Below are 16278 nucleotides of genomic sequence, written 5' to 3'. Positions count from 1 at the left end.
CCTGCCTTTGAGTTGCGAGATTGGTATGCTTACTATGATAACAGAAGTAAGTAAGGAGGGCGAACAGGAGTGCGTGTTTCGGACGTGAAAAAACCGCTCGACTCCGTTGCGAGAAGAGCGGTAATCGGATGTAATAAAGCGGCGGTCAGGATGAGGTTAACCGCGTTCAGGCAAGCCTGAAAGCGATCGTAACCGCTCCTTGCGTCCGGGCAATTGGGACAGAAAAACGCGAAGGTCCGGAAACTCGTCCAGGTTAAGCGAATAGAACACCCACTGCCCTCGTTTCGTTTCCTTCACCAAGCCCGCGCTTTTCAATCGTCGAAGATGCTGGCTGGCGTTCGGTTGGCTCGTTCCGAGCAGATCCACGATATCTCCGACGCATAGCTCCTTCTCCTGGAGCAAGCCGAGTATCGCCAACCTCGTCCTATCTCCTAACAATTTCAGCAACTCGGCCATTTCGGCTAATCGATCGCTCATTGTCGCTCCTCATCTCTCGCATGGGCGTTGATCTGCGTTCATATTCGTATATAACGATATATCAATTTATAGCATAAAATAGGAATGGGATAAAGAGGGAAGGGACAACCTAGAGACAAGCGCTTGCAAATCAGTCGGATTGTCCTTTATAATGAGTCCGAAACGTTTTGGAAAGGTGTTTGAAAATGGCTACGATTAAAGATATCGCCAAACGGGCGGGTGTATCCATCACGACGGTTTCCAGGGCGTTGAACGGTTACGATGACGTCAACGAGGAAACGAGAAAGAAGATCAAGCAGGTTGCGTCGGAGTTATCTTATAGCCCCAATGCGGTCGCCAGAAGCCTCGTTTCCAAGAAAACGCGTACAATCGGCCTTATCATATCGGATATTAACCGCGCAGGAGCCAAAGACGCTTTCGCCTACGAAGTCCTATGCGGGATTAATGACCGCACTGGCGACCTAAACTATGATCTGCTGCTGTTCAGCACGAATCCGTCGAAGCAGGTGGAGAAGTCCTATACGGCGCTCTGCAAAGAGAGGAACGTAGAAGGAGCGATTCTGTCCGGCCTGCGGCTGGATGATCCTTACTTGCAGGAAGTCATCGAACAAAATGCGTTTCCATGCGTGCTGATTGATATTCCCAAAACCGGCGATAACGTCGCGTACATTACTTCGGACAGCAGATCCGGGGCTGCCATGGGCGTACGCCATCTGCTCGAGAACGGGCATCGGAACGTCGCCATGATCAACGGCCACGACCAGGCGTTCGTCAGCCGCGAGCGGTTGGAAGGATTTCGGGACGCGCTGAACCTATTCGGATTACCTACGGATTCCGTTCCGGTATTCGACGGGAAGTTCTCGGAAGACGGCGGCGCGGAAGCCATGTATCAAATTCTGCTTCGGCATCCCGAAGTGACGGCGGTGTTCTGCGCGAGCGATCTTATGGCGCTAGGCGCCATACGTTCCTTGGAGAAGCTCGGACGCAAAGTCCCGGAAGACATCTCGATCGTCGGGTTCGACGACATCAACATCGCGTCCTATTGTTCTCCGAAGCTGACCACGGTTAGGCAGGACAAATACGAATTAGGCTATCAAGCTGCCCAGTTGTTAATCGATATGCTGGACGACAGGACGGACAATCGTAAGATCCTGCTTAGCAACCAGTTGATCGTAAGGGATAGCACGCGGCGAGTGCCGGAGTAAATCCGCTTTTTTCGGCGTTATCTCCGAAACGTTTCGGGAAATAAGTTAATATTTTTTTAGAGATAATCCGAAACGTTTCGGGAATATTTACCTGTCGGCGGATCCATAACAATGGAAAAAACGATACAAAAAACGGGGTGGAGAAAACGATGGACTACAGAGTAATTAAAAACAACGATTTATTTCTGATGACGGATCATCATGGGGACATCTTGGGGAACGACGCGCAGGGCGGCCTGTATATGAAAGATACTCGTTTCCTCAGCAAGCTTGAACTGACTTTGAACGGCAAGCGGCCGCTTCTGTTGTCGTCCGCCGCTGACGAGAACTATGTTGCGAGAATTCGACTCACCAACGAGCACGAAGAAGAGGCCGGTAACGTAAAGCTGTGGAGAGAATCGGTGGAGATCATCCGCGAACGGTTCATCTACGGGGAAGTCTTATACGAGACGATTTTCTTGACGAACTTCTCGACAAAGCCATTGACGTTCGATATCGGTTTTTCCATGGAAGCGGACTTTAGCGATATGTTCTTGATCCGCGGATTCCAACCCGCCGAAGAACTAGGCACGATCACGGAGCGCAAATTCGGCAAGGACGGATGGCATTCCGTGTACAAGGGCGTCGACGGAGTCCGCAGGGAAACGAAAATAATATGGGACGCCGAGCCGGAAGAAATTTCGGGCCAAGGCGACGTCCGGTACGCGATTCGGTTAGAGCCGAAGGAAGCGAAGTCGATCACGTTTACGGTCATTCCTTCCATCGACGATAATCAGCCGGCTATCTATCCGCGTAGCAAAGCCCTTGCCGAATTGGAAGGTATCTATGCGAGCTGGAACGAGAATACGACGAAGATCGAGACCGATTCCACCGTTCTCGCAGGGCTATACGACCGAGGCGTTCAAGATCTCCGGGTATTGTTGACGGACTTCGGGCAAGGACTTTTCCCTGTAGCCGGTTTGCCGTGGTATGCGGTGCCGTTCGGAAGGGATAGCTTAATCGCCGCCCTTCAAATGCTTCCGCTAGACCCGGAAATCGCCCGGGGAACGCTCAAGATCATGGCGGCGCACCAAGGTACGGAGTTGAATCCTTGGAAGGACGAGCAGCCAGGGAAAATCATGCACGAAATGCGTAGCGGCGAATTGGCCAGATCGGGTCAAGTTCCGTTCGCTCCTTATTACGGAAGTATCGATTCCACGCCGCTGTTTATCCTATTAGCCGCGGAATACGCGCATTGGACGGGAGACACGGATACGGTCGAGCGTTTGTTGCCTAACATCGACAGAGCGCTCGAATGGATCGAAAAATACGGTGATCGGGATGGAGACGGTTGGGTAGAATACCACCAAGAGTCCTCCAAAGGTATCGCCAACCAAGGCTGGAAAGATTCCGCGGACTCCGTCATTCATAAGAACGGCGAATTCGCCCAAGCTCCGATTGCCCTCGTCGAGGTTCAAGGTTACGTGTACCAGGCCAAAAACCGCCTTGCTCCGATATTGGAGAAACTCGGCCATACGGAGAAAGCGAAACGGTTAACCGAAGAAGCCGCGAACCTGAAGGCGAAGTTCGACGAAGTCTACTGGATGCCGGAAGATCAGTTCTACGCGATCGCGCTCGACGGAGACAAGAAACAAGTGCAATCCGTTACTTCCAATCCCGGACATTTGTTCATGAGCGGGCTTGTCGACTCCGACCGCGCGCGGATCGTCGCCCAAAGACTCGTTGCTCCCGATATGTTCAGCGGATACGGCATTCGCACGATGTCCTCCGAATCGACGGGTTACAACCCGATGAGCTATCACGACGGCAGCATTTGGCCGCATGACAATTCGCTCGCTTTCCTGGGCATGAGCCAGATGGGCTTCAAGGACGAGGCGGCAACCGTCATTAACGGACTGCTGAAAGCGGCGGAGCGATTCGAATACAATCGGCTTCCCGAGCTTTACTGCGGGTATGACGTTTCGGTCGGCTATCCGGTGTCCTATCCGGTGGCATGTTCGCCGCAAGCTTGGGCGGCGGGCACGTCCGTACTGATGGTCCAGGCAATGCTTGGGCTGCTGCCGGATGCTTTGGAAGGCACGATTAAGCTTAATCCGTTCTTGCCGGACGGAATCCGTAACTTGACCGTCAAGGATATCCCCGTAGCGGGCGGAAGGCTGTCTGTCGCGCTTGAGCGCAAGGATGGCGAAAGCGATCCGCGGGTCGAGATTATCGCGAACACCAGCGGTTGCAAAATCGTGTTCAACGGCTAAGTTGCCGTAACAACAGGAATTGAGCGAGTTAAGGACCGCGATCGCCATCGGTTATCGGCACCGTACCGGCTCGTACCGTCGAGCCGATCGACCATGGAGATCGCGGGGTTCCTTTGACCGTTTAATTATACAAACAAGAAAAAGGGAGGATTCACAATGAAACAAAGATTTACTCTAACGCTTGCACTCATGTTAGCGCTTGTAACGGTTTTATCGGCTTGCGGCAGCAAATCGAATACGAACAACGGTGCGTCTCCGTCCGGATCGGCATCGTCCGAGCCCGTGGAAGTTACGCTCGCGGGCTGGGGCTCATCTCCGGAAGAGCAAGCTCTCCTGCAGCAAGTATTGGATGAATTCCAAGCCAAAAACCCTGACGTTAAAGTCAAATACGAAGTTATCGCCGATCAATACATGGACGTTATCAAAACGCGCCTTATCGGCAACGAAGCTCCGGACGTTTTCTACCTGGACGCATTCGAAGCTCCAGCCCTGATCGAAAAAGACGTTTTGGAGCCATTGGATAGCTACGTGACTCCTGAGTTCGATACGGCCGACTTCGAAACTCCGATGCTGGATGCTTTCAAATCCGCGGACGGCAAAATCTACGGCTTCCCGAAAGATTCTTCGACGCTCGCGTTGTTCTATAACAAAAAAATGTTCAGCGATGCAGGTATCGACGCAGCTCCGGCAACGTGGGACGAATTATTGGCCGCTTCCGAAAAGCTGACCAAGAAAAACGGCAAAAAAGTAGAAGTATACGGTTTCGGCCAAGCGCCAGAATTGGCTCGCCAAATGTTCATGATTAACGCGTTCGGCGGCAAATTGGCCGACGATCAAGGTAAAGCTACATTCGCATCCCCTGAAGCGGAAAAAGGCTTGGCTCTCGTTATCGATCAACATACGAAAGCTCAAACAGCGGGTCAACCATCCGACGTTGGCGCCGGATGGGGCGGAGAAATGTTCGGTCAACAAAAAGCGGCGATGGTGCTCGAAGGCAACTGGGCAATCCCGTACATCCAATCGAACTTCCCCGATGTAGATTTCGGAACGGCTGAAGTACCGACGGTTAACGGTAAAAAAGGTACGATGGCCTTCACGGTCGCTTACGTTATGAACAAAAACTCCAAGAAAAAAGAAGCTGCTTGGAAGCTGTTGTCTTACCTGACAGGCAAAGAAGGAATGAAAACTTGGACGAGCAAAGGTTTTGCTTTGCCAACCCGTAAATCCGTTGCAGCCGAACTCGGCTACGATAAAGATCCGATTCGCGGCGCATTGGTTGCCGGAGGATCTTATGCGACGTCATGGCAAGCAGGCACTACGTTGCCGACGATCATGAACAACTTCAACAACCAATTCGTGGCGGCATATTCCGGTCAGTCCACGCTGTCCGATGCTCTTAAGAAGGGGCAAGATACCGCCAACAAAGAAATCGAAGCGGCAAAATAATTTAGCGAAAACCTAATGCTTGGGGAGTGCCGGGAGAGGACAGTCCGTCCGTTCCGGCATTCCCTTAAATCCGCTTGCGCCTTGGCGGGGAACGAGTGAAGCCGCAGACGCAAGGATTCTACGGCTCTAGTCGTTCCGTGCCCCAATGCGAAATGGAAGAAAGGAGTGGCACCAAAGATGGCTAAACCAAACGTAAAACGCATGTGGAGGGACGCAGTGTCGGGTTATTCTTTCATGACCCCCGCGATCCTCATTATAGGCGGTTTTTTATTGCTGCCGATCGCTTATGCTATCTTTTTGTCATTTCATAAGGTGAATCTCCTTGGAACCGTAAGTTACAAATTTACGGGGACGGCGAATTTCGAGCGAATGCTCGACGATCCCCGTCTTTGGATCGCTTTAAGAAATACGGTCAAGTACGCGTTGATCGTCGTGCCTTCGCAAACGATTCTGGCGCTCGTATTAGCCGCGATACTGAATATGAAGCTCAAGTACCGGAACTTCTTCAGGGTGGCCTTTTATCTTCCGACCGTCACCTCGTCCGCCGTACTCGTGCTAATTTTCATGTGGATCTACAATAAAAACGGACTGCTCAACTACTTCCTCGAGATGGTCGGCCTGCCTACGTATAACTGGCTGGGAGATCCGTCCGTCGCGCTGATCGGCATCATGATCATGAATATCTGGTCGACCGCGCCATTGTTTATGGTTATTTACTTGGCCGCGCTGCAGGATATTCCGGAGTCGTTATACGAAGCGGCCGAAATCGACGGCGCGAACGGCTGGAAGAAATTCTGGCGCATCACCGTTCCGCAACTTAAACCGGTCACATTTTACGTCGTCGTCATGGGCATTATAGGAACTTTCCAGTTGTTCGACCAATCGTATATTTTCTCCGCGGGTTCCGGGGGTCCGAACAATGCGACGCTGACGATGGTGCTGCTCATTTACCAATACGCGTTCAAGAGCCTGGACATGGGTTACGCGTCCGCTCTGGCCTTCCTGCTCGCGGTCGTCATCATGCTGATCACGGTTATCCAGCGACTTATCTTTAAGGAAGAAAAGCTGAACTAGGAGGGAATAGAAGTGAATAAATCGATGAAACGGTTCAGGCCGTTGTTCTATGTCCTGCTCGGAGTCTACGCGCTCATCACGTTCGTTCCGTTCCTATGGGCATTATCGGCTTCCTTCAAGACGTTGCCGGAAATCGTGAAGGGCGGCATTAGCTTCATTCCGAAACATTTTACTTTCGATAATTACCGGACCATTTTCCATCAGGAGCCGTTATTCGTCCGCTGGTTTTTGAACAGCGCCTTTATCGCCGTAACCGTTACGGTGTTTAACCTGTTGTTCAATTCCATGGCCGGTTACGCGCTCGCGAGAATCAAATTTCCGGGCAGTACGCTCATGTTCTTCAGCATTCTGGCTATGATCATGATTCCCGGTCAATTGACGATCATTCCGAGTTACTTGATCATCAAGTCCTTGGGTTGGTTGAACAGTTACCAAGCCATTATCGTCCCGATGGGGGCGCAGGCGACTTACATTTTCATGATGCGGCAGTTTTTCATCAGCTTCCCTAAAGAGCTGGAAGAAGCGGCGGAGCTGGACGGTCTCGGCAGATTCGGATTGTTCTACCGCGTTGTGCTTCCGCTGGCTAAACCGGCGCTTGCCGCACAGACGATCTTTATCTTCATGGGAGCTTGGAACGAGTTCTTGAAGCCGCTCATGATGATGTCCGACAAGGCGATGTTTACTTTATCGGTCGGTCTGAACACGTTCAAAGGACAGTACATCAGCTTCTGGAACTATATTATGGCTGCATCGATTATCATGACGATTCCGGCTTTGCTCATTTATATCGGGTTCAACCGGTTCTTCGTTAAAGGGATTACGTTTACGGGCAGCAAATAAATCGTTAGTCAAACAAAAGGGACACTCCGGAATTTCTCGGCGTGTCCCTTTGTTTTGAAAATATAAAATTCAGGCTTTTTATCGAAGCGGGAGGGACTGATTGGACAATGTACAGTTATTTTCCGTATTCGGTCACTTGACGATGTTTAGTTGGAATAAACCCAGGTATTTCTATCGTGCTGAACGACAAGAGCTACTGGAAATAAAATTAAATGGACTTTTTCCAACTGATGTTTGATTATCGCCCAATGATCCCCGATTTGCTGTAGTTTTTCCAACTTATTCGACTATCGCATCGTAGGAGCCGCCTTCAGCCTAGAATGCCGCGATCCGCCAACAGATAACCCAGAATCGACTAGAGCCATTCAGGTCGCCTTAACGCGGGCGAAGAAGCCTTCGATCGCCATTTCCGCGGCGCCCATCATAGTAGAGCGTTCTCCGAGCTCGGCGAACAAGAGCTGGACTTTGCGGAGATGGAAGCCGAGCGCGCGCTGAACGACGGTTCTGCGCAGAACGTCCTCGAGCCACGGTCTCGCCTGGCTCATCCGGTTGCCGATGACGACGGCATCCGGGTTGAATACGTTAACGATGTTGGCGATGCCGATTCCGAGGTATTCTCCGATGCCGGCGAATAGCTCAAGCACGTCGGCGCGACCTTCTCCGGCAGCCGCGAGCAAGCTCTCCAAGTCATCGAAGCCGAGGGGGGAGGCTTGTTCGAGCAACGCTTGCTCCGAGGCGTACATCTCCCAGCACCCCCGATTGCCGCATGTGCAGCTCTTGCCGTGCGCTTCGACGGACAAGTGACCCATCTCGCCGGAGAACCCGGATGCGCCCTTGTAAAGCGACTTGTTCAGAATCAATCCCGTTCCGATCCCGATACCGACGCTGACGTAAATTATATTGCCGATGCTGCGGCCGGCGCCGTACTTCTGCTCGCCGAGCGCGCCCATATTCGCTTCGTTGTCGATCGTGACCGGCAAAGAAAACTTGTCCGTCAATATCCGTTGAAGAGGTACGTCCCGCCATTTCAGGTTAGGCGCGAGCAGAAGGGTTCCGCCATCGTCGACGAGTCCTGGCACGCCGACGCCGATGCCGACGATCCCGTATGCGCTCGCCGGGGCTTCGGTCATGAGCGATTCGATACAGCCGCACAGTTGATCGACGGCAATCGAGACGCCGGCCTCTCCGCCGGCATCCCCTAAGCGGAGAGAGGATGTCCGTTCCGCCACGACGTTGCCGCGCAAGTCCGCCAATACCCCGCGGATATAGTTGACTCCCAGGTCGATGCCGATCGCGTACCCCGAAGACGAGACGAAGTCCAGCATGACCGGCTTTCTTCCGCCGCTGGATTGTCCGGTGCCGATCTCCCTTACGAGCGAGCCGTCGATCAGATCTTGAACGAGGCTGGAGACGGTCGCTTTATTCAAGCCCGATTGCTCGGAGATTTGCGCGCGCGACAGCGGAGCGTTCCGCAATATCGATTCCAGCACGATGGCCGTGTTTATTCTTTTGATGAGAGCTTGATCGCCCGTCGGTGTCGTCATGGCAGGAAAGAGGCTCCTTCGCGTAATCGTTCTATTTTCCATTCATCATATCATATTTACGTCATTTAAACTTAGTTTATTGGATAGACAAACTAAGTTTGGGCGTGATAAACTGTGTTCAGAACTCAAATTCGATAACGCTTTCAAGGAGGCCTTTTTCCCAAATGAGCAAATTCCCTAATGTTCCTAAGATTCAGTACGAAGGACGCGCTTCGAAAAACCCTTTCGCTTTCAAACACTACAATCCGCAAGAGGTCGTTCTCGGTAAAACGATGGAGGAGCACCTCCGCTTCGCGGTTGCTTACTGGCATACGTTCAACGCTAACGGATCCGATCCGTTCGGCGCCGGCACGGCGGTTCGCAGCTGGGATTCCTACTCTCCGCTGGATAAAGCGAAAGCTCGCGTGGAAGCGAACTTCGAGCTGCTCGAGAAGCTGAACGTGCCTTTCTACGCGTTCCATGACGCGGATATCGCTCCGGAAGGCGCAACGCTGGCCGAATCGAACAAAAACATCGACGTGATCGTCGCGATGCTGAAGGACTATCAGAAGTCTTCCGGCAAGAAGCTGCTCTGGAACACGGTTAACCTGTTCACGAACCCGCGTTACGTTCACGGCGCGAGCACGACGAACAACGCCGAAGTATTCGCCTATGCCGCGGCTACGCTGAAAAAAGGACTCGAAGTCGGCAAAGAGCTCGGCGCGGAAAACTACGTATTCTGGGGCGGCCGCGAAGGCTACGAATCGTTGCTCAACACCGACCTCAAGCTGGAGCTCGACAACCTGGGACGTTTCCTGCACATGGCCGTCGACTACGCGAAAGAAATCGGCTTCGACGCTCAATTCCTGATCGAGCCTAAACCGAAAGAACCATCCAAGCACCAATACGACTTCGACGCCGCTACGGCGATCGCGTTCCTGCAAAGCTACGGCTTGAAGGACCATTTCAAGCTGAACATTGAAGCGAACCATGCGACGCTGGCCGGCCACACTTTCGAACATGAGCTGGCGGTCGCGCGCATTAACGGCATGCTCGGATCCATCGACGCGAACCAAGGCGACATGCTGCTTGGCTGGGATACCGACGAATTCCCTACGGATCTCGTGGCGACGACGCTCGCGATGATCGAAATCCTGAAAAACGAAGGCGGAATCGGTCGCGGCGGCGTGAACTTCGACGCCAAAGTACGTCGTTCTTCCTTCGAGGACGAGGATTTGTTCTTCGCTCACATCGCGGGTATGGACACTTACGCACGCGGCTTGAAAGCGGCGGCTAAGATCATCGAAGACCGCGTATTGGAAGACATCGTGGCCAATCGTTACCGCAGCTTCGGCGAAGGCATCGGCGCGGACATCGTATCCGGCAAAGCCACGTTGAAATCCCTTGAAGCTTACGCGCTGCAAGCGAAGCCGATTCGTAACGAATCCGCTCGCCTAGAGCAAATTAAAGCAACGTTGAACGACGTAATCTTCGGCGTTTAATCGGAATTCTAAGGAGACTCTCCATGAAATATGTCATTGGCGTAGATCTCGGCACGAGCGCGGTAAAGACGTTGCTCGTGTCGCGGAACGGCACCCTCGCGGCGGAAGCTAGGGAAGAGTACCCGCTCTATCACGAACAAGCGGGATGGAGCGAACAGGAACCGGAGGATTGGGTAACGGGCACGATCGGGGCCATTAAGGCGTTGCTGGCCGACTCGGGAGTAAACCCGGCCGATATCGACGGCATTAGCTTCTCCGGACAGATGCACGGGCTCGTGTTGCTGGATTCGGAGAACAAGCCGATCCGCAGGGCGATTCTATGGAACGATACGCGTACGACGGAGCAATGCCGCGAAATCGAACGCGCGCTTGGCGACAAGTTGCTTGCCGTTACCCGCAATCCGGCGTTGGAAGGGTTCACTTTGCCGAAAATCCTATGGGTAAAGCAGCATGAACCGGAAGTGTTCGCGCAAGCGAAAAGCTTCTTGCTGCCTAAGGACTATCTTCGCCTGCGCCTGACGGGAGCTTTGCACATGGACTTGTCCGATGCCGCGGGTACGCTGATGCTAGACATCGCGGGCAAGCGTTGGAGCGAGGACGTGCTTCAAGCGTTCGGCATTCCGTCCTCGTTCTGCCCTCCTCTCGTCGAGGCCGTCGCGTTAACGGGAACGATTACGCCCGAAGCGTCGGAATCGACGGGGCTCGCAACGACGACGAAAGTGTTCGCGGGCGGCGCGGACAATGCTTGCGGCGCAATCGGATCGGGCATTCTGTCGCCTGGCGTGACGCTGTGCAGCATCGGTACGTCGGGCGTAATCCTGACTTACGAAGCGGATGCGTCGGCGGATTACGAAGGCAAAGTGCATTTCTTTAACCATGGTCAGGAAAACGCGTTCTACGCGATGGGCGTGACGTTGGCGGCGGGTTATTCCTTAAGCTGGTTCCGCAACGCATTCGCCAAGGGCGAGTCGTTCGACGCGTTGCTCGAAGGCATCGGCGATATTCCCGAAGGCTCGAACGGCTTGCTGTTCACGCCTTATATCGTCGGGGAGCGCACGCCTCACGCGGACGCGAAAATCCGCGGAAGCTTCATCGGAATCGACGGAAGCCATACCCGATCGCACTTCGCGCGGGCCGTTATGGAAGGCATTACGTTCTCGCTTAACGAATCTATTGCGATTTTCCGGGCAGCCGGCAAACGCGTCGATACGATCGTCTCGATCGGCGGAGGCGCCAAAAATCCGCTCTGGCTGCAGATGCAAGCGGACATCTTCCGCGCGAATGTCGTATCTTTGGAGAACGAACAGGGACCCGGCATGGGCGCGGCCATGCTGGCGGCGGTCGGCAGCGGTTGGTATCCGAGCCTGAAAGCATGCGGGGACGACTTCGTAAAACAAGCGCGAACGTATATCCCGAACGAAGAAGCAAGCCTCCGATACGAGCGGATCTTCGGTATCTACCAAGAAGCATACGGTCAGACGAAGGGCATCAACCACGCCTTGTATGCTTTTCGAAATTAGCAATATCGGCTAAAATAAACTTTAGGATCAGGGTGCCTCCCTTTTCCCGAAAGCCTCCGCAATTCCCGGCCGGTAACCGGGAGGAGGCTTTTTGTCATGGCCGGCGTCGATGTATTGGGAAACAATAACTGGGAATGCTATGCGGGATGCTTGTCGAGTACATAGCGATTGGAGTGGATCATTCGATGAACCGAGCCGCTTTGATGTTCCAGTTTCCGGATGAATCTCAGGCGAGATTGGCGGGAGAGACGCTTGGCGATCTGGGATACGAACCGCAGCAGCACGAGGGAGGACGCCTGCACATTCACGTGCAGGACGAGGATTTGACTTCGGCTCTGGAAATCGTGCAATGTTACGCGGGACAGTTGATGGAGCATGCGCCGGCGGAAGTCGTGGACGTAACCGACATGGCGTACGGAATGGACGGTATCCGAATTCCCGCGCATACCGTCAACGAGGATTGGGAGGATAAGTATCTCCAAGGCGGGGATGACCCGACCTCGATCGAGGAAGATGATTTCACGCCTGACACAGGTTCCTACGACCATTTTAGCGCGACTTGAATGTCTTTCCGGCAAGTCCTGAATAGTGCGGTCAAGCCTCCGTGCCGGCATGGAGGCCTGCCGTGTATCCGGTGGAGAAAGCGGCCGTAATGTTATAGCCTCCCGTATAGCCGTGAATGTCGAGAATTTCCCCGCAGAAATATAAGCCGCCCATTAGCTTCGACTCCATCGTTCGCGGATCGACTTCCTTCAGGTTAATGCCGCCCCCCGTTACGAAAGCGTCCTCGATCGACAACGTTCCGTACACTCGAATCGGGAACCGTTTCATGAGCTTGGCCAATTCCATCCATTCTTGCCTCGGGATATTGTCGAAGGTGAGAGATTCCGACAGTCCCGACCGTTGCAGCAAGAGTGGAACCATTTTCTCGGGCAAGAAGCTTTTAAGGATGTTTTTGGTCGACTTCTTCGGTTCTTTTTCCGCCAGTTTTAGGGTTTCCGTATAAGCTTCGTCCGTGCCGGCATCCGGCATCAGGTCAACGGATACTTCGATGTTGCCCGTTCCGAATTGCTTGAGCGCTTTGACGACGAATTGGCTGCAGCGCAAAGCGATCGGTCCCGATATCCCGAAATGCGTGAAGATCATGTCTCCCCGGTGTTCGATTAGCTTCTTGCCTTTGGGATTCCAGACGGAAAGGGATACGTCCCTCAAGGAGAGCCCCTGAAGTTCTTTGCTCGAAATAAAAGGTTCGTTAGAGGTGAGCGGGACTTCGGTAGGAAAGAGCTCCGTAATCGAATGTCCGGCTTTCTCCGCCCAAGCGTATCCGTCTCCCGTCGACCCCGTCTGGGGAACGGACTTTCCTCCCGCCGCGACGATGGCCGATCGGCATTCCAGCGTTTCTCCGGTTCGTAGCCGAACCCCGACCACATGACCGTCGTCGTACAAAAGGGTATCGACCGGCGAACCGAGCCGAATCTCGACGCCTTGCTTGCGAACTTGCGCCACCAGCGTATCCACGACGGTTTTGGCTTTGTCCGTTACGGGGAACATGCGCCCGTTGTCTTCCTCCTTCAGACGAATGCCCAACCTCTCGAAGAAATCGATAATGTCTTTATTATTGAAGTTGGAGAAAGAGCTATAGAGGAAACGCCCGTTGCCGGGAATATGCCGGATCAGTTCGTCCAGTTCTTTATTGTTCGTGACGTTGCACCTGCCGCCCCCGGAAATGCCGAGCTTGCGCCCCAACTTGTCCCCTTTGTCCAGCAGTAGAACGCGCGCTCCCTGCTTGCTGGCCGCAATGCCGGCCATTAGCCCGGCCGAGCCGCCCCCGATAACGATGACGTCGTATTTCATTTCCATGCTCCGATCTGTCGATTAATATACTCGAAGTTTAACACCAGTTAAGGCTGAATACCAAATACCGATTAAGTATAGACAGGATTGTGATTGAATGGTATTTATTCTGCAAAAAGCGAAATATTATGACAATATGAATGGCTAATATTGTAACCTCTGGTGAGATGTGTTTTAATCTAATTAATTTACAGAGTGGAAAAATATACTTGGAATATGTCGACTGATCAAGCCGGGGGTTCTATCGATGTGGAAAGATTCGATGCTACAGATCCTGATCGCCTTTTTCCCTGTATTTATTTTCATGGTGTGGTACTCAAGACCGGAAAAAACCCGTTACGTTCCGGCGTTCTTAACGATCGTATGCGGAGTGGCCATTTGCTTGAGCTTCCAATTCGCTCTAGTCAGCAATGACGCCGTAATATTCGATTTTCGCCATGTTCCGTTCGTTGTCGGCACCCTCTACGGTGGGATTCCGGGGGCGATCCTATTGATTATCATTTATCTCGCGATGTGTTTGAACGATTTGTCGCAGCAAGCGGATATTATTTTGTTTGCGGCGTTTGTCATGATTTATTTTCCGATTCTCTTTTATAGAATCCGCGCTTACAAGACAAGCGGTCGTGCCAAAAAACGGAGGATCGTTTATTTTCTATGCTCGCTATTGGCGTTGTTTCAGGTTGCGCAATTTTTCGATAGCGGTTCCGATTGGAGCGCATCGGAACTTCCCGTGCATATCGTCGCCAGCATCACGTTTTACCTATTTTTTTTGTTGGCAACCACGTTGTGCGTTTATTTCGTGGAATTAGGCTTCGAAAGAATTCAACTGCAAATCCAATTGTACGACGTCTCCAATAAATATCGGGGCGAGGTTCGCAGGCTGCAACAGTTTATTGATAATACTCCTCTTATCGTCGTGTTCTGCGACGCGGAAGGGAGGGTAACCCATATTAACGATATGGCGCAGAGACTGGTCAGTCCCCTTGGTAACAGCGATATTATAAATCGTTATTTTTCTTTCTTCGCGAAAAGAATGGAAATGGAAGCGGAAACGAATCCCGTGGAGCACGTGCTCCAAGACGAGGATAGATATACGGAGGTCGTTCGCGCGCGAGGCAGGGCTTACTACACAGTAACTTGCCCGATCAAACAATTGCATTTGGGGGGCATGGACGGTGTGCTCTTCATCGGGCATGACATTACCGAAATCCAGCAACTCAAGGACGAAGTGAATCGCATGGACCGTCTAAGTCTCGTCGGGCAAATGGCGGCGAGCATTACGCACGAAATTCGCAATCCGATGGCCGTTATTCGAGGATTCGTCCAATTGCTTAACGAGAGAAGTCCCGATGACCAGCAGTCTTATTTTCGTATCGTAATCGATGAATTGGATCGCGCCAACGCTATCATTAACGATTTCCTGTCGTTAGCGCAGAACCGGATCGTAGAGAAGGAAGCTTCCAATCTGAACGAACTTATGAACGAGTTGCTTCCTTTATTATGGGCGGACGCCAATTTGCGCGGGCAAATCATCGACATGCGGCTAGGCGAGGAAATGGACTTGCTCCATATGAACAGCAAAGAGATGAAGCAGCTCGTCCTGAACTTGGCTCGCAACGGAATGGAAGCGATGAACGACAAGGGGACCCTGCGACTCGAAACATTGAATATGGCGAATACGATTCAGCTTCGGGTTACCGACAATGGCGTGGGAATCGCCCCGGAGAAGCTGGAAAAGCTGTTCGAGCCGTTCTATACGACGAAGACCAACGGAACGGGCTTGGGCTTGGCCCTATGCCTTAGTATCGTCGAACGGCACAATGGTAAAATTCACGTGGAATCGGAGCCCGGACGAGGAACTTCGTTCATCGTATCCTTCTGCAAGCCGGGCAGAAATTGCTGGTGATTTGTAAAGGTAGCGGATAAGCCCTATTAATTCGGTTACACTACGGAGGACTCATCCAGACAAGGAGGATGCTTCCATGCCAAGCTCTCAGGGACCGTCTCAAACAGGACGGAATCGCGCTAACCGCAATCGGAAAAACGTCTCGCCAACAACCCCGGGATTCGACAAGAAATTAGACGGCCCGAACAGACCGTCGACATAAGTTATCGCTGATCAGCCAAGCAATCCCTATGCGGGCGTTCGACCCGCAGGGGGGCATGACGATTCGGCATTGGATCCGTACGAGATAGATTTTCGCCCGGAATTCCGCGCCAACCGGGGGCCGCGGGAGCCTTTCGTGAATGCCCATGGAGTCGTGATTGGCGATCACGACTACGTGTCTGCGACATCGCCGCTCGAGCAGTGGAGCAAGGAGACGGATCCATCCGTCATGGCGGGAGAGCAATGGGTGCACCCCTACAAGGATATCGGCTTCCTAACCGAGGAGAACAAAGATCTGTTCGAACGGGGCATCGCTCCCAACTCGGGTTTGTTCATGCATCCGACCCATTCGACCGCTATTTCGATCGATATGGATGACGACGATTACTTCTCGGTGCCCGAAGTGCTCGATGAACCTTGAAGTTCGGCGGAGAAGGGCTGCTATTCTTTGACGGAGCTTGCGGCGGCGCGCTATAAT

At 52.8% G+C, this 16278-nt stretch carries 13 protein-coding genes; 10 read left to right on the top strand and 3 right to left on the bottom strand.

Features of this window, described 5'->3' with window-relative positions; genetic code table 11:
* Positions 1-156: 156 nt before the first annotated feature.
* Positions 157-477 (bottom strand): ArsR/SmtB family transcription factor, encoded by a 321-nt coding sequence (locus tag D7Z26_RS20835; protein ID WP_120978960.1) that lies wholly within the window; start codon positions 475-477, stop codon positions 157-159.
* Positions 478-662: 185 nt separating this feature from the next.
* Here D7Z26_RS20835 and D7Z26_RS20830 point away from each other — a divergent pair, with 185 nt between their 5' ends.
* The 5 genes from D7Z26_RS20830 (at position 663) to D7Z26_RS20810 (ending at position 7294) form a co-directional block, all read left to right on the top strand.
* Positions 663-1682, top strand: coding sequence for a LacI family DNA-binding transcriptional regulator (locus D7Z26_RS20830; RefSeq protein ID WP_120978959.1), 1020 nt, complete (start codon positions 663-665; stop codon positions 1680-1682).
* A 149-nt stretch (positions 1683-1831) separates the two neighbouring features.
* Complete coding sequence (locus D7Z26_RS20825; protein WP_120978958.1) at positions 1832-3934, top strand: amylo-alpha-1,6-glucosidase; 2103 nt, start codon at positions 1832-1834, stop codon at positions 3932-3934.
* A 156-nt stretch (positions 3935-4090) separates the two neighbouring features.
* On the top strand, positions 4091-5380 hold the full coding sequence (locus D7Z26_RS20820; protein WP_120978957.1) for an ABC transporter substrate-binding protein: 1290 nt from the start codon (positions 4091-4093) through the stop codon (positions 5378-5380).
* Positions 5381-5557: 177 nt separating this feature from the next.
* The gene (locus tag D7Z26_RS20815) at positions 5558-6454 is read left to right on the top strand and encodes a carbohydrate ABC transporter permease (RefSeq protein ID WP_120978956.1); all 897 of its coding nucleotides are present in this window, start codon (positions 5558-5560) and stop codon (positions 6452-6454) included.
* 24 nt (positions 6455-6478) lie between these two features.
* Complete coding sequence (locus D7Z26_RS20810; RefSeq protein ID WP_120979121.1) at positions 6479-7294, top strand: carbohydrate ABC transporter permease; 816 nt, start codon at positions 6479-6481, stop codon at positions 7292-7294.
* Between the two features lie 365 nt (positions 7295-7659).
* Here the strand turns inward: D7Z26_RS20810 and D7Z26_RS20805 are convergent, their stop codons facing one another.
* Positions 7660-8838: an ROK family transcriptional regulator gene (locus D7Z26_RS20805; RefSeq protein WP_120978955.1), complete on the bottom strand. Its 1179-nt coding sequence runs from the start codon at positions 8836-8838 to the stop codon at positions 7660-7662.
* Positions 8839-9002: 164 nt separating this feature from the next.
* Here D7Z26_RS20805 and xylA point away from each other — a divergent pair, with 164 nt between their 5' ends.
* From xylA to D7Z26_RS20790, 3 genes are all read left to right on the top strand, one after another.
* Positions 9003-10319, top strand: coding sequence for a xylose isomerase (gene xylA / locus D7Z26_RS20800; protein ID WP_120978954.1), 1317 nt, complete (start codon positions 9003-9005; stop codon positions 10317-10319).
* A 23-nt stretch (positions 10320-10342) separates the two neighbouring features.
* Positions 10343-11839, top strand: coding sequence for a xylulokinase (gene xylB, locus D7Z26_RS20795; protein WP_120978953.1), 1497 nt, complete (start codon positions 10343-10345; stop codon positions 11837-11839).
* 185 nt (positions 11840-12024) lie between these two features.
* On the top strand, positions 12025-12402 hold the full coding sequence (locus D7Z26_RS20790) for a hypothetical protein (RefSeq protein WP_120978952.1): 378 nt from the start codon (positions 12025-12027) through the stop codon (positions 12400-12402).
* A 31-nt stretch (positions 12403-12433) separates the two neighbouring features.
* Here the strand turns inward: D7Z26_RS20790 and D7Z26_RS20785 are convergent, their stop codons facing one another.
* Entirely contained in the window at positions 12434-13693 is a 1260-nt protein-coding gene (locus tag D7Z26_RS20785) for a BaiN/RdsA family NAD(P)/FAD-dependent oxidoreductase (RefSeq protein WP_120978951.1), read from the bottom strand.
* 247 nt (positions 13694-13940) lie between these two features.
* Between D7Z26_RS20785 and D7Z26_RS20780 the strand changes: the two genes are divergently transcribed.
* Positions 13941-15599: a two-component system sensor histidine kinase NtrB gene (locus D7Z26_RS20780; protein WP_120978950.1), complete on the top strand. Its 1659-nt coding sequence runs from the start codon at positions 13941-13943 to the stop codon at positions 15597-15599.
* A 271-nt stretch (positions 15600-15870) separates the two neighbouring features.
* Positions 15871-16221, top strand: a complete 351-nt coding sequence (locus D7Z26_RS20775; RefSeq protein WP_233567088.1) for a DUF3905 domain-containing protein — start codon at positions 15871-15873, stop codon at positions 16219-16221.
* The last annotated feature ends 57 nt before the right edge of the window (positions 16222-16278 follow it).

Origin of the sequence: Cohnella endophytica, from assembly GCF_003628305.1 — a bacterium.
GTDB lineage: Bacteria > Bacillota > Bacilli > Paenibacillales > Paenibacillaceae > Cohnella > Cohnella endophytica.
The sequence above is the reverse complement of the archived record's forward strand: the minus strand, read 5'-3'. Positions and strand labels throughout refer to the sequence as shown.